Genomic DNA, 21,444 nt, shown 5'->3' with positions numbered 1-21,444 from the left:
GCTCAGCGCATCGCGCCCGCGCTGCCGAAGCACGGCAGGCGGGCGAACTCGGCAGCCTCGAGCGGACGGCTGAACAGGAAGCCCTGATAGGCGTCGCAGCCGAGCGTGCGCAGGATCGCCAGCTGCGCTTCGGTCTCGACGCCTTCGGCCGTGGTCGAAAAGCCGAGCCCGCGCGCCATGGCGATGGTCGCCACCACGATCGCGCGATCACTCTCGTCGACGGCGATGCCACGCACGAAACTCTGGTCGACCTTCAGCGTGCCGATCGGAAACCGCTTCAGGTAGGCAAGCGACGAATAGCCAGTGCCGAAATCGTCCACCGCGAGGGTGACGCCCAGCGCATACAAGTGGTGGAGTGTGTCGACCGCCTGCTCGACCTCGTCCATCAGCGCCGACTCGGTGATCTCGAGCTGCAGACGCGCCGCCGGCAAGCCCGTTTCGCGCAGTACCTCAGCGACCAGGCTCACCAGGTCGCGGGCGCGGAACTGACGCACCGACAGATTCACCGCGACACCACCGAAGTCCAGGCCGGCATCCAGCCACGCCCGCGCCTGGCGGCAAGCCTCGCGCAGTACCCAGCCGCCGATCGGGACGATGAGTCCGGTCTCCTCGGCGAGGGGAATGAAGCGATCCGGCCGTACCAGCGCTTCCCCCGGCGGCTGCCAGCGCAGCAGCGCCTCGGCGCCGACCCGCCCGCCCTTCAGGCTCACCAGCGGCTGGTAGTGGATGCGCAGCTCGCCGCGCTCGAGCGCACGCCGCAAGCCCATCTCCATCTCCATGCGCTCGCTCACCGCAGCGGTGAGCTCGCTCGCATAGAAGCAGAAGCTGTTGCGCCCCTCCGCCTTGGCCTGATAGAGCGCCGCGTCGGCATACTGGATGAGGTCGGTGGCGCTGGCGCCGTCGTCCGGATACAGGCTGATGCCCACGCTCGCGCTGACGATGACCTCGCGGTCGCCGGCCACGCGGAAGGGCTGCTGTACCAGCTCCGTGAGCTTGCGGGCGACGCTCGCAGCCTCGTCGGCCGACTCCAGATCCTCGATGACGACGAGGAACTCGTCACCGCCGAGGCGGGCCAGGGTGTCCTCCACGCGCAGGCCCGCGCGCAGGCGGCCGGCCACGGCCTGAATGAGCGCATCCCCGGCCGGATGTCCGAGGCTGTCGTTCACGTTCTTGAAGCGGTCTAGGTCGACGAACAGCACACCGAGCCTGCCGCGATGCCGACGCGCCTGGTCGATCGCGTGTTCCAGCCGCGACTGCACCAGCAAGCGGTTGGGCAGGTCGGTGAGCGGATCGTAATGGGTCAGATGTTCGAGCTGTTGCTCCGAGCGCTTGAGCTGGGTGAGATCGGTGAACACGCCGACATAGTGGCTGGGCTCGCCGGCCTCGTCGCGCACGGTGCTCAGCGTCAGCCATTGCGGATACACCTCGCCGTTCGCCCGCCTGTTCCAGACCTCGCCCTGCCAGTAGCCGACCTGCCGCAGGCTCGCCCACATCGCCTGGTAGAAGGCGCGGTCGTGCCGGCCGGAGCGCAGCAGGCTGGGGTTGCGGCCGATCGCCTCCTCCGCGCTGTAACCGGTGATCTCGGTGTAGGCCGGGTTGACCGCGACGATGCGCGGCTCGAGCGTGGTGATCACCACCCCATCGCGCGTGCTCTCGAACACCGCCGAAGACTGGCGCAGGGCCGCCTCTGCGCGCACCTTCTGCACCGCGAGGCCGGTGATGCGGGCGAACTCCTCGACCAGATCGAGCTCGTCCTGGGCGGGCGTGCGCGGCGTGTCGTAATAGGTGGCGAAGGTGCCGAGCACCTGTCCGGCAGTGTCCTTGAACGGCATGGACCAGCAAGCGCGCACCCCGGCGCGCTCGGCCACGGCCCGGAAACCTCGCCAGTAGGGGTGCCGGGCGATGTCCGCGACGATCACCCGCTCGCCGCGAAACGCCGCCGTGCCGCAGGAGCCGCGCCCTTCGCCGATCTCCAGCCCTTCCACCGCAGCGTTGTAGAAGTCCGGCAGACGAGGGGCGGCGCCGACATGAAGCCGCCTGCTGCGCGCGTCGAGCAGCAGCACCGAAACGCGCATCTCGGGAATCAGCGCCTCCAGCCTGCCGGCGATCATGTCGAGGATCGCCGCCAGCGGCTGGCTCGCGACCACGCCGTCGAGCACGGCGGCACGCGCCGCCCGCAGCTCCTCGGTCCGGCGCTCGGTGGTGATGTCCGTCCAGCTCCCGGCGACCTCGAGCGCCTCCCCCTCCTGCTGCGGCAACACCCGCATGTCGTCGCGCACCCAGATCATGCGCCCGTCCCGGCACCGGAAGCGATACTCGTAACAGAGCCGCCCGTCCGCGATCAGTCGTCGGGCGCGCCTGATCACGTCCGTTCGCGTCGACGGATCGAGGTGGTCCGCCCACCATCCGGGCGTCATCGCCTCGGCGGCCCGGTAACCGGTCAGGCGCTCGATGTTGTCGCTGACCCACGTTGCCTGCAGCGCCCCGTCGACCTGGTGCAGGCTGTAGAGCACGGTGGGGCCGGTGGCCAGCAGCCGCTCGAGGCGCTCGTTCGTCATGCGCAGCTGGGCGCGGTCGCGCGCGCTCATCGCTGCACCCCCTTGCCGGGTTCGTGATCGGCAGCGGGTTTCCGGCGCAGCACCCGGGCGTCGGGTGCATACGAGCTCGCGCGCGAGGCGGACGGGAGAGAGGGAACGAACGCGGGAAACATCACTGACCCAGAGTGGGGAGTTCTCAGGGGACCGATGTTACTTTATCGCGCCTCGCATGGAACGCCCTGGAACGAAAGGCGGTCATCATGAGGCTGCAGCGATGAGGGCAACGCCGCCGCGCCCATGACCCGGCAGCGGTGAGCGCGCCACCGCGGCTCCACACCGACCAGAGACCAGAGGAGATCAGACGCATGAAGACCATGGAAACGGCCACCGATCGCCAACAGTTCGACAGCCTGCTGCCCGCCGCGCGCCTCGATCGCCGCGGCTTCGTCACGACCCTCGCCGCCGCCGGATTCGCGCTCGCCGTGCAGCCGGTGCACGCGAGCACGGTGATCGCCACCGACAGCGCCGGACTGCGTGCCGGAGAAGCCACCGTGGCGGTAGAGGGCGGCGCCCTGCCGGTCTATTACGCCCGTCCCGCAAGCGGCTCCAGACTGCCGGTGGTGCTGGTGGTGCAGGAGATCTTCGGTGTGCACGAACACATCCGGGATGTCTGCCGCCGCCTTGCCCATCAGGGTTATCTGGCGATCGCGCCCGAGCTCTTCTTCCGCCAGGGTGACCCGCGCACCATCGACAACGTCGGCGAGATCCTCCAGGCGATCGTTTCCAAGGTGCCGGACGCCCAAGTCATGGCGGACCTCGACGCCTGCGCGGCGTGGTCGGCAAACCAGGGCGGCGCCCCCGACTGGCTGGCGGTCACCGGGTTCTGCTGGGGGGGGCGCATCACCTGGCTGTACGCCGCGCACAACCCGAAGGTGAAGTGCGGCGTGGCCTGGTACGGCCGTCTGGATGGCACCCCCTCCGAGCTCACCCCGAAGCACCCGATCGACGTGGCCGCGGCACTGCACGCGCCGGTGCTCGGTCTCTACGGCGGCCAGGATCAGGGCATACCGCTCGCCGACGTGGAGATGATGGGCGATGCGCTCAAGAGCGCCGGCAGCGCCAGTACCATCCACGTCTATCCCGATGCGCCGCACGCCTTCCATGCCGACTACCGGCCGAGCTACCGCAAGGCGGAGGCCGAGGATGGCTGGAAGCGGCTGCTGGACTGGTTCGCGCAGCACCGCAGCTGAACGTGCGTCGCGCCGGCGGTGCCGACCACCGTCGGCGCCGCCTGCACCAGCCCCGTTCCCGCCACCCAGCCAAAGGCCAGGCCGCAGATGACCGCGAGCACGGCGCTCAGCCACCGCCACCAACGTCCGCGCATGTGTCCTCCCGAGGTCGCGCGGGCAGTTCGAACCGCCCGCCGTGCCAGATTGGACGGCGACGGTCGCTCAGCGTTCCGGCGCCTTTGCCCCGCCCGGCGGCGAGGGCAGCTCGGCCAGCAGGCGGGCGGCGACCAGACCGTTGACCAGCCCGAACACCACCGCCGCCAACGCAAACACCGGCAACAGATAGAACACGCCATCGTGCGGCACCAGCCATAGCCGGGCCACCACCAGCTGCGCACCGATGTGGGCGAAGGCGGCCAGGATGCTGTGGCTGACCGGCCCGAACCAGCGCCTCGGCAGGTGCATCGCGAAGCCGAGCACGACCAGGCTGGCGAGCGCGCCGGACAGGCTGAGAAAGAAACCGGGTGCGAAGAACTGGCCGAGCAGCAGACTGCCCGCCAGCACGCGCAGCAGCGACACCCACACCGCCTCGCGCCAGCCCCAGCGCGCCAGCACCACCAGGGTCACGATGTTCGCCAGCCCGGGCTTGACACCGGGCAGCGGCAGCGGAATCGCCGCCTCGGCCACCGTCAGCACGATCGCCGCCGCAGCGTGGCGGGCAATGCGGCGGTCCTCCGCGGTGGGCGTCAGTTCAATAGTTGAGGGAGTCATAGTCCGCGGCGCGACCGCTGAGGCTGAGGCTGACTTCGTTGGGCGCACAGATCGCCACCGCGCCCGCCTGCGTGAGCCAGCCCTGGCGCACGCAGTATTGGCGCGGGCCGGGATCGGATGCGACGCGCGCACGGCCGGGCTGGACCTCGATCACGGTGACGCCGAGCGGCCCGGGCACCTCGATCGTGCGCGCGCGCGCAAGATCCACCTCCGCCACCACCCGCCCGCCGGCCCGGACGATCGCGCCATCGGGCTCGCCACCCCGCCACAGGGTCCACACCGCCTGGGCGCACACCAGCAGGCCGAGCGCGACCATGACGAGATCACCCGGACGCAGCAGCGCCCGCCATTGCGACCACTCGAAACTCACTGCGCGGTTCCGCCCCCGGATTCATGGCTGCCCGCCGCGCGGTCGGCCGCACGCCGCGCCGCAGAGCGATGGCGAACGATCACGTCGAGCTGGTCGCGGAAGCGCGCTGCCAGCCACTCGGCGAGGTACACCGAACGGTGCTGGCCGCCGGTACAACCGATCGCCACAGTGAGATAGCTGCGGTTGTCGCGCAGGTAGGCCGGCAGCCAGTTGGCGACGAACTGGTGGATGTCCTGCGCCATGCGTGCGACTTCGGGGATCTTCTCGAGGAACGCGATCACCGGCTGGTCGCGCCCGGTGAGCGGACGCAGGCGCGGATCGTAGTGCGGGTTGGGGAGGCAGCGCACGTCGAAGACGAGGTCGGCATCGAGCGGAATCCCGTACTTGAAGCCGAAGGACTCGAACATCAGCGTCATGCCTTCGGTCGAGGGCATCTGGATGAAGTCCTTGACCCAGGCACGCAGCGTGTTGGGATGCAGGTCGCTGGTGTCGATGCGATGGCCGAGTTCGGCGATGCTTTCGAGCGCCTCGCGCTCGCGCTGGATCGCCTCCTCCAGGCTGACGTCGTCGATCGCCAGCGGGTGACGGCGGCGGGTTTCGGAAAAGCGCGCGATCAGCGCATCGTCACGCGCCTCGAGGAAGATGAATCGCAGGTCTCGCACCATCGCCCGCAGGCTCTCCACCTGCTGCGGCAAGGCAGCGATGCTCACCCCCGAGCGCATGTCCACCGCGACCGCCACCCGCCGCCAGCCGGCGCCGCGCAGGTGGGTGACGAGCTGCGGCAGCAGCGCGGCCGGCAGGTTGTCCACCACGTAGTAGCCGGCGTCCTCCAGCACGTTGAGGGCGATGCTCTTGCCCGATCCGGAGAGGCCGCTGATGAGTACGATCTGCATGGGTCCTTCGTGAATAAAAAGCCCGCCGACACTATAGCGCAGCGTCGGCGGGCAGGTCCTGCGCGCAGGCCGGGCCTGCGTTGGCGGCGATCAGGCCTTGCGCTTGTCGGCGATCCGCTCCCACAGCTCGGCGTTCTCGATGCCGAGAGGACGGGGATCGAACTGCGGCTCGAGACGCCCCTTGGCCTGCTGCGCCTCATAGTCCTTCAGCGCCAGCAGCGCCGGCTTCTGCAGCACCAGGATGGCGAACAGGTTGAGCCAGGCCATCATGCCCACGCCGATGTCGCCCAGCCCCCAGGCAAGGTCGCTCGTACGCACGCAGCCATAGAGCGCGGAGCCGATCAGCGCCACCCGCAGCACGAAGATCAGCGCCTCGGAACGCAGGTTGCGGGTAAGGTAGGCGAGGTTGGTCTCGGCAATGTAGTAGTAGGCCAGCACCGTCGTGAAGGCGAAGAAGAACAGCGCCACCGCCACGAACACCGCACCGAAGCCGGGCAGCACCTGCTCCATCGCGGCCTGGGTGAAGCCGGTGCCCGCGGCGATGTTGGCCAGGCCGGTGAATACCTGCTGCCCGTCCGCGCCGGTGACGTTGTAGGTGCCGGTGATCAGGATCATGAAGGCGGTGGCCGAACACACGAACAAGGTGTCGATATATACCGAGAAAGCCTGCACCAGGCCCTGCGCCGCCGGGTGCGGAACCTCGGCCGCCGCCGCCGCATGCGGGCCTGTGCCCTGGCCGGCTTCGTTGGAATACACGCCACGCTTCACGCCCCACTGGATGGCCAGGCCGATCATCGCGCCAAAGCCGGCATCCAGGCCGAAGGCCGAGGACACGATCAGGCGGATGACCTCGGGCACCTTCTCCACGTTGAGCGCAACCACCACGGCCGCGGCCAGGATGTAGCCGAGCGCCATGAAGGGCACGACCACCTGAGTGACCTGGGCGATGCGGCGCACGCCGCCGAAGATGATCAGACCGAGCAGGATGACAATGATGGTGCCGGTGACCGCCGGCGCCACGCCGAAGGCGTTCTCCATGCTGGCCGCGATGCTGTTGGTCTGGATACCGGGCAGCAGCACGCCGCAGGCGATCATCGTCGCGACCGCGAACACGATCGCATACACGCGCCAGCCCAGGCCCTTCTCGATGAAGTAGGCCGGGCCGCCACGGTACTGGCCGTGGTGCTCGACCTTGTAGATCTGGCCGAGCGCGGACTCGATGTAGGCAGTCGCGGCACCGAGGAAGGCCACCATCCACATCCAGAAGATGGCGCCCGGACCGCCGAAGCCGATCGCGGTGGCCACGCCGGCGATGTTGCCGGTACCCACCCGGCCCGAAAGCGCGATGGTCAGGGCCTGGAAGGACGACACGCCCGCTTCCGAACTACGGCCGCGGAACATCGCCCGCACCATCTCGCCGAAGTGGCGCACCTGCATGAAGCGCGTGCGGATCGAGAAGTAGAGGCCCACCAGCAGGCAGAGATAGACAAGGGCCGGGCTCCAGACCCAGCCGTTGATCCAGTCGACGGTTTCTTGCATGTTGGGAATTCCGGGAAAAGTGAAGCGCGATTGTATCCGCTTGTTGCAGATCGATGCTAAGGCTTGGCTGCAGGCGCTCGAGCCGTCGCGGCAGCCACCGAGCGAAGGTGAACAAAGACCGGACGGGATTCAATCACGTCAGGCAACCACCAGCGCCCGCCCTTCCCGCCGCGCCACCCCGGCACGCTCGAGCTCCTTCACCAGCCAGGCGGCGAGCGCATCCGGGGCCAGGCCGATGAAGCGTTGGTTGGCTTCGCGGTACAGCGGGGTCTCGTCGAGGTGGCGCGGCAGCTCGTCGAGCGCCATGCTGCGCACATCGAGCAGCTTGAAGGTGATGCAGGCGCGGATGGCGTTGCGCGCCATCCGCGCGCCGTCGGCCTCGAAGGCGCGCAGGCGGGCGAAGGCACGCTCGAGCGCGTCGTCGAATTCGGCGAAGGGCGCGCCGTGGCCGGGGATCACCACATCGACCGCGAGCCGGCCGATGCCTTCCAGCGTGCGCCGCGCCTCGCCCAGCCCGTCGCCGGTACCGAGCACGTCGGCGAACAGGATGCCGAAGCCGTCGCGCCACAATGCATCGCCCGACATCAGGATGCGGCGCTCGGCGTTGTAGTAGGCGAGCGCGTCCATGTCATGGCCCGGGGCGGCGATCGCCTGCCATTCCAGTTCTCCGGCGACGAAGCGATCACCCGGTGCGAGCGTGGCGTCGACCTGGAAGGGCTCGCCGGACTGGGCTGCAGTGCTCAGCAGCAGCGCCGCCTCGTCCCAGTGCGTGACCGCGCGCTCCATGCCCACCGGCACGGTGATGGTGCACCCGAAGGCGCGCTGCACGCTGGCGTTGCCGCCGATGTGATCCGAGTGCGAATGGGTGTTGATCAGCCGCCCGAGCCGGCGGCCGTCGAGCGCCGCGCGCATCAGCGCCACCGTCTGCGGGGCATGGCTGACATAGCCGGAATCGACCAGGGCCGCATCGGCGCCGTCGAACAGCAGCACGTTGTTAGCCGACAGCCAGCCGCGCTCGAGGACCTCGATGGTGTCGGGCAGGCGGGGCCGCGCGCTCAATCGCTGCCCTCCCCGACCTGCGCGGCGACATTGGGCGGCAGCACCGCAGGCTGGTCGGTCGCGGGCTGCAAGGCTTCGGGCGGCGCTGCGACCGGCACGCCATTGATCTCGTCCGCGGTGCGCCCACAGCCCAGGCACACGCCCGAATCCCAGTCGATCATGCACACGCCGACACAGAGCGCGTCGCCGCTCATGCGCGCGACTCCACGGCGTGGCCGGACTCGCCCAACCACTCGCGGCGCTCGGTCACGGCGGCGAGGATGCTGCGGCGATCATCGTCGGTGGTGCGGCTCCAGCGCGTGATCTCGTCGATCGTGCGCTGGCAGCCTTCGCACCAGCCGGTGTCGGGGCTCATGCGGCAGATATTGATGCAGGGGGAAGGAACACTCATGGAAACGCTCTCTGTCGGTTGCGGGCTGCGCGTTCGTGCGCGCGGCCTCGTTGATTGCAGGCTCGATTATGAACGAGCCGCAGCGAAGCACGACAGGCAACGGTCGGGCAAACTTGGCGGCTTGCGCGGCGCATCGCCATGCCAGGCGGCCATGTTCGCGGGCAAGCCCGCTCCCACAGCAGGTTCGCCACGCACGGGCGCGTGGGAGCGGGCTTGCCCGCGAATTGCCCTGTTCAAGCGCAAGCCGCCTTGGCACGCTTGGCCAGCACCGCCCGCGCCACGCGCGACGCCGGCTCGCGGCCGAGCTGGGCGCTGATCCAGGCAGCGGTGTCGACCAGCGCGTCGAGATCGATGCCGGTGTCGATACCGAGGCCATTGAGCAACCAGACCACGTCCTCGGTGGCGACGTTCCCCGATGCGCCCGCTGCATACGGGCAGCCGCCGAGGCCGCCGACCGAGGCGTCGAACACCGCCACGCCCATCTCCAGCGACGCATGGACGTTGGCCACCGCCATGCCGTAGGTGTCGTGGTAGTGGCCGGCGAGCTTCTCCACCGGCACGCGCTTCATCACCGCCTCGAGCATGCGGGCGATGCTGGCCGGCGTACCGACGCCGATGGTGTCGCCGAGCGAGACCTCGTAGCAGCCCATGTCCCGCAGCGTGGCCGCCACGTCCGCCACCGCCTGCGGCGCGATCGCGCCCTCGTAGGGGCAGCCGACCACGCAGGAGACGTAGCCGCGCACCTTGACGCCAGCCGCGTGCGCCGCCTCGGTGACCGGGCGGAAGCGCTCGAGCGACTCGGCGATCGAGCAGTTGATGTTCTTCTGGCTGAAGGACTCGGAGGCGGCGCCGAACACCGCGACCTCCTTCGCCCCGGCGGCGAGCGCGGCCTCGAAGCCCTTGAGGTTGGGGGTGAGCACCGGATAGGCGACGCCGGGCGCGGCAGCGGAGAGCACGCGCGGCAGCAGCTCGGCGTTGTCGCCCATCTGCGGCACCCACTTGGGCGACACGAAGGAGGTCGTCTCGATCGCCTTCAGCCCGGCACGCTCGAGGCGGCGCACCAGCTCGAGCTTGGTGTCGGTGGAGACGAGCTGCTTCTCGTTCTGCAGGCCGTCGCGCGGGCCCATCTCGACGATGCGGACGGATTGGGGGAGGCGGATGTTCGCCATCGATTACGTCTCCTCAAACTTTGCTGGGCTGGGATATCACATACCAGCGCAAATGTGCTGCGGACAAGGTGCCGGACCACGGAGAGCGGGCCCCTGTGGGAGCGGGCTTGCCCGCGAAGGCAGCGATTCGGACGGCCCCTTTCGCGGGCAAGCCCGCTCCCACGGCACACCGACGCCCACTGTACAGGTCAGGCCGTCTTCGTCTCGTCGAGCCCGAGTTCTTCCTTCATGCGCTGGCGGATCAGGAACTTCTGGATCTTACCGGTCACCGTCATCGGGAAGCTGTCGACGAAGCGGATGTAGCGCGGGATCTTGTAGTGCGCGATCTGGCCCTGGCAATAGGCGCGCACCTCATCCTCCGTGAGGCGCTCACCCTCGCGCACGATGATCCAGGCGCACAGTTCCTCGCCGAAGCGCTGGTCGGGGATGCCGACCACCTGCACGTCGAGCACCTTCGGATGCGCATAGAGGAATTCCTCGATCTCGCGCGGGTAGATGTTCTCGCCGCCGCGGATCACCATGTCCTTGATGCGGCCGACGATGTTGCAGTAGCCCTCGTCGTCGATCACCGCGAGGTCGCCGGTGTGCATCCAGCCGCCGGCGTCGATCGCCTCACGGGTCTTGGCCTCGTCGTCCCAGTAGCCGAGCATCACCGAGTAGCCGCGGGTGCACAGCTCGCCGGCCTGGCCGCGCGGCACGATGCGGCCCTCGGTGTCGACGATCTTCACCTCCAGGTGGGGCTGGATGCGGCCGACCGTGGACACGCGGCGGTCGATGGGGTCGTCGGTGCCGCTCTGGAAGCTCACCGGCGAGGTCTCGGTCATGCCGTAGGCGATCGTCACCTCCGCCATGTTCATCTTGCCGATCACCCGCTTCATGACCTCGATCGGGCACGGGCTGCCGGCCATGATGCCGGTGCGCAGGCTGGCGAGGTCGAACTCGGCAAAGCGCGGATGATCGAGCGCCGCGATGAACATCGTCGGCACGCCATAGAGCGCGGTGCAGTGCTCCTGTGCCACCGCCTCCAGCACCGCCAGCGGCTCGAAGGCCTCGGCGGGATACACCATGGTGGCGCCGTGGGTGAGGCAGCCGAGGTTGCCCATCACCATGCCGAAGCAGTGGTACAGCGGCACCGGGATGCACAGGCGGTCGCCCGGCACGAGCTTGATCGCCTCGCCCACGAAGAAGCCGTTGTTGAGGATGTTGTGGTGCGACAGCGTCGCGCCCTTGGGGTGGCCGGTAGTGCCGGAGGTGAACTGGATGTTGATCGGGTCGTCGAACTGCAGCTTCTCGGACAGCACGGCGAGCGCGGTGAGTTCCTCGCGGCTGGGCGCGCGCAGCAAGTCGTCGAAGTTGAGCATGCCGGGCGAGCTGTCCGCACCCATGCGGATCACCATCTCCAGGCTGGGCAGGCGGTGGCTGCGCAGCAGGCCAGGTTCGCAGTGGCCGAGCTCGGGGGCGAGGTCGGCGATCATCTCGAGGTAGTTGCTGGTCTTGAAGGCCGGCGACAGCACCAGCGCGCGGCAGCCCACCTTGTTGAGCGCGTACTCGAGCTCGGCGCGGCGGTAGGCGGGGTTGATGTTGACCAGCACCAGGCCGGCCTTGGCGGTGGCGAACTGGGTCAGCGCCCACTCCATGTTGTTCTGCGACCAGATGCCGATGCGATCGCCCGGCGCCAGGCCGAGGCGCATCAGCCCGCAGGCGAGCGCGTCGACGCGGCTCTTCAGCTGCGCGTAGGTGAGGCGCACGTTCTGGTGGCGCACCACCAGGGCCTCGCGCTCGGCGTGGCGGGCGCAGGCGTCGTCGAAGAAGCGGCCGATGGTCTGGCCGATCAGCTGCTTGTCGGACGCACCGTGGACGTAGCTTGCACTGCTCATGACTCGCTCCTCACGACCTTTCTTGTTCTGTTGCATCGCCGCTCACACGGCTGCAGCGGCGATCTGTTCGATTGCTGAAGTCGCCCTCGACGAGGGAAGCCTGCGGTGGCGCGGCTAGCGTCGGGGCCGGGGCTTTGTGGGAGCGGGCTTGCCCGCGAACCTGGCGGTCTGAGCCGCTGCTTTCGCGGGCAAGCCCGCTCCCACACCAAGACTGCTGCCCCTGGGGCTACCCCGTCAGGCGGCAGCTTCGAATTCCACCAGTTCGGCGCCGTCGCCGACCTGGTCGCCGACGCCGAAGCGGAAGGCCTTGACCGTGCCGGCCGCAGGCGCGGTGATGGTGTGCTCCATCTTCATCGCCTCCAGGATCAGCAGCGGCGCGCCCTTCTCCACCTTCGCGCCCTCGGCGGCGACCAGGGCGATGACCTTGCCCGGCATCGGCGCCAGCAGGCCGCCCTCGGCACCGCCGCCCTCGCCGCCGTGGTGCAGCGGGTCGACCGCGGCGAGCTGCCAGGCGCGGCCCTTGGCGAAGACGTGGCGGCGGCCGGCGGCGGCGATCACCGTGGCGTCCATGCGCGTGCCGTCGAGCTCGACGCGCAGCAGGCCGCGCGGGTTGAGCTCGCCGCGCGCCTCCACGCTGCGGCCATCGATCGTCAGCCGGTAGGCACCGGGCAGGTAAGCGACCTCGACCGCGCGGTCGGCCTCGCCATGGCGGAACAGCAGCGTGCGGCGCGCGGTGGCGTTCATGCGCCAGCCGTCGCGGGCGTGCCAGGGCGAGCGCGCGTCCGCGGTGCGCTGGGCGCGCTTGTCGGCCAGCGCCGCCTCGCGTAGCAGCTCGGCGAGCGCGGCGATCTGCAGCACCTCGTCGGGCACGCCCTCCTCGCTCGGGAACAGGTAGGCCTTCTCGCGCTCGATGAGACCGGTATCGAGGTCGGCGCCGGAGAACGCCGGGCAGGCGGTAAGCCGCGACAGGAACTCGATGTTGTTGGCCACCCCCACCACGCGGTAGTCGGCCAGCGCCTGCAGCATGCGGGCGAGCGCGCGGTCGCGGTTGATGTCCCACACGATCAGCTTGGCGATCATCGGGTCGTAGTGCGGGCTGATCTCGTCGCCCTCCTCGACGCCGGTATCAACGCGCACGTGCAGCGATTCGGCCGGCGGCGCCAGGTGCACCAGCCTGCCGGTGGAGGGCAGGAAGCCCTTGGCCGGATCCTCGGCATAGATGCGCGCCTCGAGCGCATGGCCGCGGATCTGCAGCTGCTCCTGCGCCAGCGGCAGCTTCTCGCCCGAGGCCACGCGCAACTGCCACTCCACCAGGTCCAGCCCGGTGATCATCTCGGTCACCGGGTGCTCGACCTGCAGGCGGGTGTTCATCTCCATGAAGTAGAAGGAGCCGTCCTGGTTGGCGATGAACTCCACCGTGCCCGCGCCGACATAGCCCACCGCCTTGGCCGCATCGACCGCGGCCTTGCCCATCGCCGCGCGCCGTTCGAGCGTCATGCCGGGCGCGGGTGCCTCTTCCAGCACCTTCTGGTGGCGGCGCTGCACCGAGCAGTCGCGCTCGAACAGGTACACCACGTTGCCGTGGGTGTCGCCGAAGACCTGGATCTCGATGTGGCGCGGCTTGGTGATGTACTTCTCGACCAGCACGTGGTCGTCGCCGAAGCTGGAGATCGCCTCGCGCTTGCACGAGGCGAGCAGGTCGATGAAGTCCTCCGACTTCTCCACCAGGCGCATGCCCTTGCCGCCGCCGCCGGCCGCGGCCTTGATCAGCACCGGGTAGCCGATGGCGTCGGCCTGCTGGTGCAGATATGCGGGATCCTGGTCGTCGCCGTGGTAGCCGGGGGTGAGCGGCACACCCGCCGCTTCCATCAGCTTCTTGGCCTCGGACTTCGAGCCCATGGCGCGGATCGCCGACACCGGCGGGCCGATGAAGACGATGCCCTCGCGCTCGCAGGCATGGCAGAAGTCCTCGTTCTCGGACAGGAAACCGTAGCCGGGGTGGATGGCCTGGGCGCCGGTGGCCTTGGCCGCGGCGATGATCTTGTCGATCACCAGGTAGGACTCGCGCGCGGCCGCCGGACCGATCAGCACGGCCTCGTCGGCCAGGCGCACGTGGCGGGCGCTGGCGTCGGCCTCGGAATACACCGCGACGGTCTTGATGCCCATGCGGCGGGCGGTCTTGATCACCCTGCAGGCGATCTCTCCACGGTTGGCAATCAGGATCTTGTCGAACATGTCGTCTCCAGTTTCTTGTCGGAATTCAGAAATCTGTCTTTGCGGTCTTTGCAATCATCACGGCGCGGGCAACTCGGGATGCGTCGGTCGCAGCCGCGGCCGGAACACGCGCCGCAGGAAGCGCCACAGGATCACGATCAGCGCCACTGCCAGTACCACGAACACCACCAGCGCCCCCAGGAACCACAGCGGCTCCTGCAGCAGCATCCACAGCCCACCGGCGAACAGCGCGTCCTCGCCGAGCGAGGTGGTGACGTTGCTCACCGGTTCGGGCGAGGTGTTGATCGCCGCGCGCGCCCCCGCCTTGGCGAAATGCGTGCCCGCCGCCAGCGTGCCGCCGGCGAGCGCCGCCGCCACCTGCAGCGCACCGCCCTGATCGCCCATCACCGCAGCCGCGAGCGCCGCGCCTGCCGGGATGCGGATGAAGGTATGCACCGCGTCCCACATCGAATCGACCCAGGGCAGCTTGTCGGCGAAGAACTCCGCCAGCAGCATCACCCCGGACACCCCGAGCAGCAGCGGATGGGTCAGCACCTCCAGCCCACCCGGCAGCTGCACGCCGCCGAAGCGCCCCAGGAACCCGAGCACGAACACCAGCGCGTACAGTCGCAAGCCGCTCGCCCAGCCCAGGCCGGCCGCCAGCGCGGCGAGCGAGGCCATGTCGAGCGGCAGGCCGCTCCAGTCGAGCAGCGCGGTGAGCTCGGTCGGCCAGCTGCTCCACGCATAGGCGTCCACGGCGGTCTCCCCCGACATGCAGAACGTTCAGCGCACGCTACCTGTGCAGTCGTGCCCGGTGCGCGCCTCAGCGCTGCGCGATCCAGCCCGCGGGGCGCTTGTCGAGGAAGGCGGCAAGGCCTTCCTTCGCCTCCGGCGTTGCGCGCAGGCTGGCGATGCGGCGCGCGGTGTCCTCCACCACGGCGTCGCTCACCGGCCGGTTGGCCACCGCGCGGATGAGGTCCTTGGCCGCGGCCTGCGACTTCGGGCCGCCCTGCAGCAGGGCCTCGACCACCTCGGCCACCTTGGCGTCCAGTTCCTCGCCCGCCACCGCCTCGTGCGCCAGACCCAGCGCGGCCGCGCGCGTGGCGTTGATGCGCTCGGCGGTCTGGAAGTAGCGGGTGGCCTGGCGCTCGCCGATGGCGCGGATCACGTAGGGGCTGATCGCCGACGGGATGATCCCGAACTTGACCTCGGAGGTCGCGAACACCGCCTTGTCCCCCGCGATGCAGATGTCGCAGGCGCTCGCCAGCCCCATGCCGCCGCCCAGCGCCGCGCCGTGCACGCGCGCGATGGTCGGCTTCTTCATCTCGGCCAGCGTGCGCAGCATGCCGGCGAGCTTCATCGCGTCGGCGAAGTTCTCCGCCTCGCTCGCCTCGCCGGCGGCCTTCATCCAGTTGAGGTCGGCGCCGGCGGAAAAGCTCTTTCCCCGCCCGGCGAGCACCACTGCGCGCACCGAATCATCGGCATCGAGCGCGATGCAGGCGGTGGTGAGGTCGGCGATCAGTTGCGCGTTGAAGGCGTTGTGCACGTCCGGACGGTTCATCCAGATCGTCGCCACGCCGGCTTCGCGGACGATTTCCAGGGTCTCGTAGCTCATTTGTCTCCTCCGCCCCGCTTACATCCGGAACACGCCGAACTTGGTCGGCTGGATTGGCGCGTTGAGCGCGGCGGACAGGCTCAATCCCAGGATGCGCCGCGACTGCGCCGGATCGACCACGCCGTCGTCCCACATGCGCGCGGTGGCGTAGTAGGGATGGCCCTGGAACTCGTACTGCTCGCGGATCGGCGCCTTGAACGCTTCTTCCTCGTCCTTGCTCCAGCTGCCGCCCTTGGCCTCGATGCCGTCGCGGCGCACGGTGGACAGCACGCTCGCCGCCTGCTCGCCGCCCATCACGCTGATACGCGAATTCGGCCACATCCACAGGAAGCGCGGCGAGTAGGCGCGGCCGCACATGCCGTAGTTGCCGGCGCCGAAGGAGCCGCCGATGAGCATGGTGATCTTGGGCACCTGCACGGTCGCCACGGCAGTCACCATCTTGGCGCCGTCCTTGGCGATGCCGCCGTTCTCGTACTTGCGCCCGACCATGAAGCCGGTGATGTTCTGCAGGAACAGCAGCGGGATGCCGCGCTGGCCGCACAGCTCGATGAAGTGCGCGCCCTTCTGCGCCGACTCGCCGAACAGGATGCCGTTGTTGGCGACGATGCCCACCGGGTAGCCGTGGAGTTGGGCAAAGCCGCACACCAGGGTCGTGCCGTAGCGTGCTTTGAATTCGTCGAAGCGCGAGCCATCGACCACGCGGGCGATGATTTCACGCACGTCGAAGGGCTTGCGGGTGTCGGAGGGAATGATGCCGTAGATCTCTTCCGGGTCGTAAAGCGGCGCCTCGCCCTGCCCGAGCGCCAAGCTGATCGGCTTGGTGCGGTTGAGGTTGGAGACGATGCGGCGCGCGATGTAGAGCGCATGGGCGTCATTTTCGGCCAGATGGTCGGCCACACCGGACAGGCGCGTGTGGACATCGCCACCGCCCAGGTCCTCGGCACTCACCACCTCTCCGGTCGCCGCCTTCACCAGCGGCGGACCGCCAAGGAAGATCGTGCCCTGGTTCTTGACGATGACGGTCTCGTCCGACATCGCTGGCACGTAGGCGCCACCTGCGGTGCAGGAACCCATCACCACCGCGACCTGCGGGATGCCCTTGGCCGACATGTTGGCCTGGTTGAAGAAGATGCGGCCGAAGTGGTCGCGGTCGGGAAAGACCTCGTCCTGCTTGGGCAGGAAGGCGCCGCCCGAGTCGACCAGGTAGATGCAGGGCAGGTTGTTCTGCTCGGCGATCTCCTGCGCGCGCAGGTGCTTCTTGACCGTCATCGGGTAGTAGGTGCCGCCCTTCACCGTGGCGTCGTTGGCCACGATCATGCACTCGACGCCCTGCACGCGGCCGATGCCGGTGATCACACCCGCAGACGGCGCCTCGTCGTCGTACATGCCGTAGGCCGCCATCTGGCCGACCTCGAGGAAGGGGGTGCCGGGGTCGAGCAGGTGGCCGACGCGGTCACGCGGCAGCAGCTTGCCGCGTGCGGTGTGCTTGGCACGTGCCGACTCGCCGCCGCCGAGGCTGACCTGGGCCGCCTTGGCGCGCAGGTCCTCGACCTGGGCGCGCAGGCTGGCGGCGTTGGCCTGGAAGTCTTCGCTGCGGGTGTTGATGCTGGACTTGATCACGCTCATCGCAGGGGCTCCGCTCAGCGGGTTTCGGAGAACAGCTCGCGGCCGATCAGCATGCGGCGGATCTCGCTGGTGCCGGCGCCGATCTCGTACAGCTTGGCGTCGCGCCACAGGCGGCCGACTGCATATTCATTGGTATAGCCCACGCCGCCCAGGGCCTGGATCGCCTCGCCCGCCATCCAGGTCGCCTTCTCGGCGGTGTAGAGGATGACGCCGGCCGCGTCCTTGCGAAGCGTGCGCGCGTGGTCGATGCGGTCGCAGGCCTGGCCCACGGCGTAGGCGTAGGCGCGGCAGGCGCTCCAGGTGGAGTACATGTCGGCGATCTTGCCCTGCATGAGCTGGAACTCGCCGATCGGGGTGTCGAACTGCTTGCGCTCGTGCATGTAGGGCACAACCGCGTCCATGCACGCCGCCATGATGCCGAGCGGGCCGCCCGACAGCACCGCGCGCTCGTAGTCGAGTCCGGACATCAGCACCTGCACGCCGCGACCGATGTTGGCCTCGCCGCCGAGCACGTTCTCGACCGGCACCTCGACGTCGTCGAAGAACAGCGGGTAGGTGTTGGAGCCGCGCATGCCGAGCTTGTCGAGGTGGGTGCCGCAGGTGAAGCCCTTCATGCCCTTCTCGATGATGAAGGCGGTGATGCCCTTGGGGCCGGCATTGATGTCGGTCTTGGCATAGACCACCAGGGTGTCGGCGTCGCCGCCGTTGGTGATCCACATCTTGGCGCCATTGAGCACGAAATGGTCGCCCTTGCGGTCGGCGCGCAGCTTCATCGACACCACGTCCGAGCCGGCGTTGGGCTCGGACATCGCCAGCGCACCGACGTGATCGCCCGAGATCAGCTTGGGCAGGTACTTCTGCTTCTGCGCCTCGGTGCCGTTGCGGCGGATCTGGTTGATGCACAGGTTGGAGTGCGCACCGTAGGACAGGCCCACCGAAGCGGACGCGCGCGAGATCTCCTCCATCGCCACGATGTGGGCGAGGTAGCCCATGTCGGTGCCGCCGTATTCCTCGCTCACCGTCATGCCGTGCACGCCGAGGTCGCCCAGCTTCTTCCACAGGTCGGCGGGGAACTCATTGACACGGTCGATCTCGGCCGCGCGCGGCGCGATCTCCGCCGCGCAGAAGGCCTGCAAGGTGTCGCGCAGGGCGTCGATGGTCTCGCCGAGGTTGAAGTTCAGGCTGGGCACGTTCATGGGGTGTCTCCTTCTCGAGGTTGTCCTGGCGCAGCGGGCAGAGCGTGGCGGACCCACGCGGAAAATCCATTATGGACGGCGCCTGCCCGGGGATGGGTCGAGATTAGCGGCGCACAGCGCACGACGAGTGCCATCGAGGTTGCAATTCGTGCCACGGCGTCTAGCATTCCGGCACATGAAGATCCTCGCCCCCTCGCCCGCCGAACTCACCCGCGGCCGCGCCGCCACGCCGATCGCCTTCATCCGCGCGATCGTCACCGGGTATCGCCGCCGGGGCATGGATCCGGCCAGCGCGCTCGCCCAGGCGCAGATCCCGCCGGCGCTGCTGGACGACCCCGACGCGCGCGTCACCGCCGCGCAGATGGAGGTGATGTCGGGCGCGGCCATGCAGGAGCTCGACGACGAGACCCTGGGCTGGTTCTCGCGCCGGCTGCCATGGGGCAGCTACGGCATGCTGTGCCGCGCCTCGCTCACCTCGCCGACGCTGGAGGTGGCCCTCAAGCGCTGGTGCCGCCACCACCGCCTGCTCACCGAGGACATCGTGTTCGAACTCATCCCGGCACGCGCCGGCCAGCGCGGCGTGGCGACGATCCATGTCATCGAGCACGCCGACCTTGGCGAGCTGCGCGAGTTCTGCCTGGTGAGCACGCTGCGCTATCTGCTCGGCTACGCCTGCTGGCTGGTGGATTCGCGCATTGCGCTCAGCGAGGCCGCCTTCCCCTTCCCCGCCCCGGCCCACGCCGACGCCTACGCCTACCTCTTCGCCGGCCCGGCGCGCTTCGCGGCGCAGGCGGCGAGCATCAGCTTCGACGCACGCTACCTCGCCCTGCCGGTGCGCCGCGACGAGAGGGCGCTGCAGGCGATGCTGCAACGGGCGCTGCCGCTCACCGTGCTGCAGTACCGCCGCGACCGCCTGCTGGTGCACAGCGTCGGCCAGATCCTGGCCGCCGACCCCGCGGCAATCCACACCGCCGAGGACGTCGCGGCACAGCTCAACACCTCGGTTCGCACCCTGCACCGGCAGCTGAAGGAAGAGGGGGTGTCGCTGCAGCGGCTCAAGAACGACGCTCGCCGCGAGCACGCGATCAGGCTGCTGCTGCAGACCCGCAAGCCGGTGAAACAGGTCGCGGCCGCCGTCGGCTTCGACAGCGAGAAGAGCTTCGCGCGCGCGTTCCGGGAGTGGACGGGGGTGGCGCCGAGCGCCTACCGGACGCGCGCCGAGCAGCCCCCCGGACCGCCGCATGGTTCGCCCGAGGCCTAGATCAGATTGCTCGGATTGCTGCACACCGACCGCGACGCCGACGTCGCAGGCGCCCGGCCGGAAAGGTCGATCGTCACCCCGTAGTAGGCGTTGGCGTTCGCAAACGGCGCGATGCGCTGGGCAATCTCCAGCCTGAAGGGCGCCCGTCCCGGTGCACTGCCCGCAAACACGCGCTGCCATTCGCCGGCGCCGAACTCCTCGCAGGCGGTCTCGGTCAGCGTGACGCCACGCACCCGCATCGCGCCGACGATGTCGTAGGGCGGCTCGGCGCCGACCTCCATCCAGTTCATGCCCAGCGTCTTCGCCGCGGGCGCGCCGGTCACCGAGACATCGAGGTTACCCAGGCGACCGCTCGCCGAAAGCTCGCGCGAGCGGGGCTTGGCCGCCCAGCGCACACCGGCCAGGCGCTGGCGCAGACTCGCCAGCGGCACCGCCTCGCCCGCGGCCACCGGCAGGGCTGCCAGCAAGGCGTCGGTGGCCGCAGCGCTCGCAGTGAGCTTGCCCCAGTCCGCAACACATTGCTCGTCGGCCCAGCGCGCAGCATCGGCGCTGCGCGACACGTAGGTCTGCCGGCATTCGGCGAGGAAACGCGGGCGCGCCTCGGGAGGCACCGCCAGAGGCGCAGGGATCGGCCCCGCCGCTGCAGCGGCGGCAGCCGCGGCGGCTGGCGCGGCCGGCGTTGCGGGCTTCGTCGCAGGCGTCGGATCCGGCTGCGTCCTCGCATCGCTCACCGCGACCGCCTCCCCGAAACCATGCCCGTTCCACGCCAGTTGCGCCGCACACTGGGTGCGGGCATTACTGCCGGCGCCGCAGGCCGTGCCCTGACGGGCGATCTGCACCTTGGCCGGCTTGCCCGCGAGCACCCGGTAGCCGATTAGCTGGTCGGAATAGACCCGGCGCGCAGCGTTGCGCGCGTCGACCACGAACAGATCCACCCGCGCCGCGCCGCCCTTGCGGAACAGCCCAGGCCGGCCGACACAGTCGTAATCGCCCTCCGACAGCAGGTAGTCGAGCCGGCCATCGCCGGTGAAATCCTGCGCGACGACGTAGCGCCCCGCGCCCGCGCGCCCGCCGGCGGCGGCGCAGCGGCGATCGAGCGCGTTCATGTGATCGAGCACCACGCTCGGAATGGGCGGACGTGCCTGCGCGAGTGCGAGCGAACACACGCATACGCCAAGGACGAACGACAACGGTCTTCTGGGCATGGCGGCGATCTCCCGGCTGCTTTTTGCAGCCTAGACGCCGCGCCGCCCCCGGGCAAGGCGGCGGCCCGGGCGCAGCCTCAAGCCATCTCGCCGCGCTGCACGAAGACGTAGTGCTTGGTCACCGCCTCCAGCACCTCGAACACGCCCTTGAAACCCGCCGGGATCACGCACGCCTCGCCGGGCCCGAACTCGCGCGCCAGCCCGCCTTCATCGGTGATGCGGACGCGGCCGGAGAGCACGTGGAAGAACTCGTCGGTGTCGTCGGCGAAGGCGATCCGCCACGCCCCTTGCTCGCAGGACCACAGCCCGGCGGACATGCCGTCGCGCGCGAAGTGGTTCCAGGTGGTGCGCAGCGGATTGCCCTGGACGAGACGCTCGGGGCGCGGATGGTCGAGGCTGGCGGGCGTGTCGGCGTGGGCGAAGGCGGTGAGGGTCTTGTGCATCGGTGCGTACGGGCTGGGTCGAGGCCTGGATTCTAGCCTTGCGGCGGGC

At 69.3% G+C, this 21,444-nt stretch carries 19 protein-coding genes; 2 read left to right on the top strand and 17 right to left on the bottom strand.

All coding sequences use genetic code 11. From position 1 onward, the window contains the following. Positions 1-2: 2 nt before the first annotated feature. On the bottom strand, positions 3-2,588 hold the full coding sequence (locus AAG895_RS03105) for an EAL domain-containing protein (RefSeq protein ID WP_345794105.1): 2,586 nt from the start codon (positions 2,586-2,588) through the stop codon (positions 3-5). A 314-nt stretch (positions 2,589-2,902) separates the two neighbouring features. On the opposite strand from AAG895_RS03105, the gene AAG895_RS03100 reads away from it, so the two are divergent. Continuing rightward, positions 2,903-3,787 carry a dienelactone hydrolase family protein gene (locus tag AAG895_RS03100; protein WP_345794104.1) on the top strand — a complete coding sequence of 295 codons (885 nt, stop codon included), beginning with the start codon at positions 2,903-2,905 and terminating at the stop codon, positions 3,785-3,787. A 201-nt stretch (positions 3,788-3,988) separates the two neighbouring features. Here AAG895_RS03100 and AAG895_RS03095 read toward each other — a convergent pair whose 3' ends face one another. From AAG895_RS03095 to AAG895_RS03030, 14 genes are all read right to left on the bottom strand, one after another. Continuing rightward, positions 3,989-4,537 (bottom strand): Gx transporter family protein, encoded by a 549-nt coding sequence (locus tag AAG895_RS03095; protein WP_345794103.1) that lies wholly within the window; start codon positions 4,535-4,537, stop codon positions 3,989-3,991. Next, a complete protein-coding gene (locus tag AAG895_RS03090) occupies positions 4,518-4,907 on the bottom strand; it encodes a NusG domain II-containing protein (RefSeq protein WP_345794102.1) in 390 nt (129 codons plus the stop codon). Before AAG895_RS03090 ends, AAG895_RS03095 begins: the two co-directional genes overlap by 20 nt. Then, positions 4,904-5,800: an RNase adapter RapZ gene (rapZ, locus tag AAG895_RS03085; RefSeq protein ID WP_345794101.1), complete on the bottom strand. Its 897-nt coding sequence runs from the start codon at positions 5,798-5,800 to the stop codon at positions 4,904-4,906. Before rapZ ends, AAG895_RS03090 begins: the two co-directional genes overlap by 4 nt. A 90-nt stretch (positions 5,801-5,890) precedes the next feature. Then, on the bottom strand, positions 5,891-7,339 hold the full coding sequence (locus AAG895_RS03080; RefSeq protein WP_345794100.1) for an alanine/glycine:cation symporter family protein: 1,449 nt from the start codon (positions 7,337-7,339) through the stop codon (positions 5,891-5,893). Between the two features lie 138 nt (positions 7,340-7,477). Continuing rightward, positions 7,478-8,398: an MBL fold metallo-hydrolase gene (locus AAG895_RS03075; RefSeq protein WP_345794099.1), complete on the bottom strand. Its 921-nt coding sequence runs from the start codon at positions 8,396-8,398 to the stop codon at positions 7,478-7,480. Continuing rightward, positions 8,395-8,592, bottom strand: coding sequence for a DUF1289 domain-containing protein (locus tag AAG895_RS03070; RefSeq protein ID WP_345794098.1), 198 nt, complete (start codon positions 8,590-8,592; stop codon positions 8,395-8,397). Before AAG895_RS03070 ends, AAG895_RS03075 begins: the two co-directional genes overlap by 4 nt. Next, positions 8,589-8,789 carry a DUF1289 domain-containing protein gene (locus AAG895_RS03065; RefSeq protein ID WP_345794097.1) on the bottom strand — a complete coding sequence of 67 codons (201 nt, stop codon included), beginning with the start codon at positions 8,787-8,789 and terminating at the stop codon, positions 8,589-8,591. Before AAG895_RS03065 ends, AAG895_RS03070 begins: the two co-directional genes overlap by 4 nt. Before the next feature lie 233 nt (positions 8,790-9,022). Further along, positions 9,023-9,958: a hydroxymethylglutaryl-CoA lyase gene (locus AAG895_RS03060; protein ID WP_345794096.1), complete on the bottom strand. Its 936-nt coding sequence runs from the start codon at positions 9,956-9,958 to the stop codon at positions 9,023-9,025. Positions 9,959-10,146: 188 nt separating this feature from the next. After that, the gene (locus tag AAG895_RS03055; protein WP_345794095.1) at positions 10,147-11,835 is read right to left on the bottom strand and encodes an AMP-binding protein; all 1,689 of its coding nucleotides are present in this window, start codon (positions 11,833-11,835) and stop codon (positions 10,147-10,149) included. 234 nt (positions 11,836-12,069) lie between these two features. Then, the gene (locus AAG895_RS03050) at positions 12,070-14,070 is read right to left on the bottom strand and encodes an acetyl/propionyl/methylcrotonyl-CoA carboxylase subunit alpha (protein WP_345794094.1); all 2,001 of its coding nucleotides are present in this window, start codon (positions 14,068-14,070) and stop codon (positions 12,070-12,072) included. Between the two features lie 57 nt (positions 14,071-14,127). Continuing rightward, positions 14,128-14,805: a DUF4126 domain-containing protein gene (locus AAG895_RS03045; RefSeq protein ID WP_345794093.1), complete on the bottom strand. Its 678-nt coding sequence runs from the start codon at positions 14,803-14,805 to the stop codon at positions 14,128-14,130. Positions 14,806-14,872: 67 nt separating this feature from the next. Beyond that, positions 14,873-15,664, bottom strand: a complete 792-nt coding sequence (locus tag AAG895_RS03040) for an enoyl-CoA hydratase/isomerase family protein (RefSeq protein WP_345794092.1) — start codon at positions 15,662-15,664, stop codon at positions 14,873-14,875. 18 nt (positions 15,665-15,682) lie between these two features. After that, positions 15,683-17,290 carry a carboxyl transferase domain-containing protein gene (locus AAG895_RS03035; RefSeq protein ID WP_345794091.1) on the bottom strand — a complete coding sequence of 536 codons (1,608 nt, stop codon included), beginning with the start codon at positions 17,288-17,290 and terminating at the stop codon, positions 15,683-15,685. 14 nt (positions 17,291-17,304) lie between these two features. Beyond that, complete coding sequence (locus tag AAG895_RS03030) at positions 17,305-18,486, bottom strand: isovaleryl-CoA dehydrogenase (RefSeq protein ID WP_345794090.1); 1,182 nt, start codon at positions 18,484-18,486, stop codon at positions 17,305-17,307. A 175-nt stretch (positions 18,487-18,661) separates the two neighbouring features. On the opposite strand from AAG895_RS03030, the gene AAG895_RS03025 reads away from it, so the two are divergent. Further along, positions 18,662-19,747 carry an AraC family transcriptional regulator gene (locus AAG895_RS03025; protein ID WP_345794089.1) on the top strand — a complete coding sequence of 362 codons (1,086 nt, stop codon included), beginning with the start codon at positions 18,662-18,664 and terminating at the stop codon, positions 19,745-19,747. Here the strand turns inward: AAG895_RS03025 and AAG895_RS03020 are convergent. Both AAG895_RS03020 and AAG895_RS03015 read right to left on the bottom strand, forming a co-directional pair. Then, positions 19,744-20,952, bottom strand: a complete 1,209-nt coding sequence (locus AAG895_RS03020; RefSeq protein WP_345794088.1) for a hypothetical protein — start codon at positions 20,950-20,952, stop codon at positions 19,744-19,746. The two genes, AAG895_RS03025 and AAG895_RS03020, sit on opposite strands and share 4 nt — an antisense overlap. Positions 20,953-21,029: 77 nt before the next feature. Beyond that, a complete protein-coding gene (locus AAG895_RS03015) occupies positions 21,030-21,395 on the bottom strand; it encodes a cupin domain-containing protein (RefSeq protein WP_345794087.1) in 366 nt (121 codons plus the stop codon). Positions 21,396-21,444 lie beyond the last annotated feature (49 nt).

It is taken from the genome of Thauera sp. JM12B12, assembly GCF_039614725.1.
Lineage (GTDB): Bacteria > Pseudomonadota > Gammaproteobacteria > Burkholderiales > Rhodocyclaceae > Thauera.
Note: the sequence above shows the minus strand (reverse complement) of the source record. Positions and strands in the feature narration are given on the sequence as shown.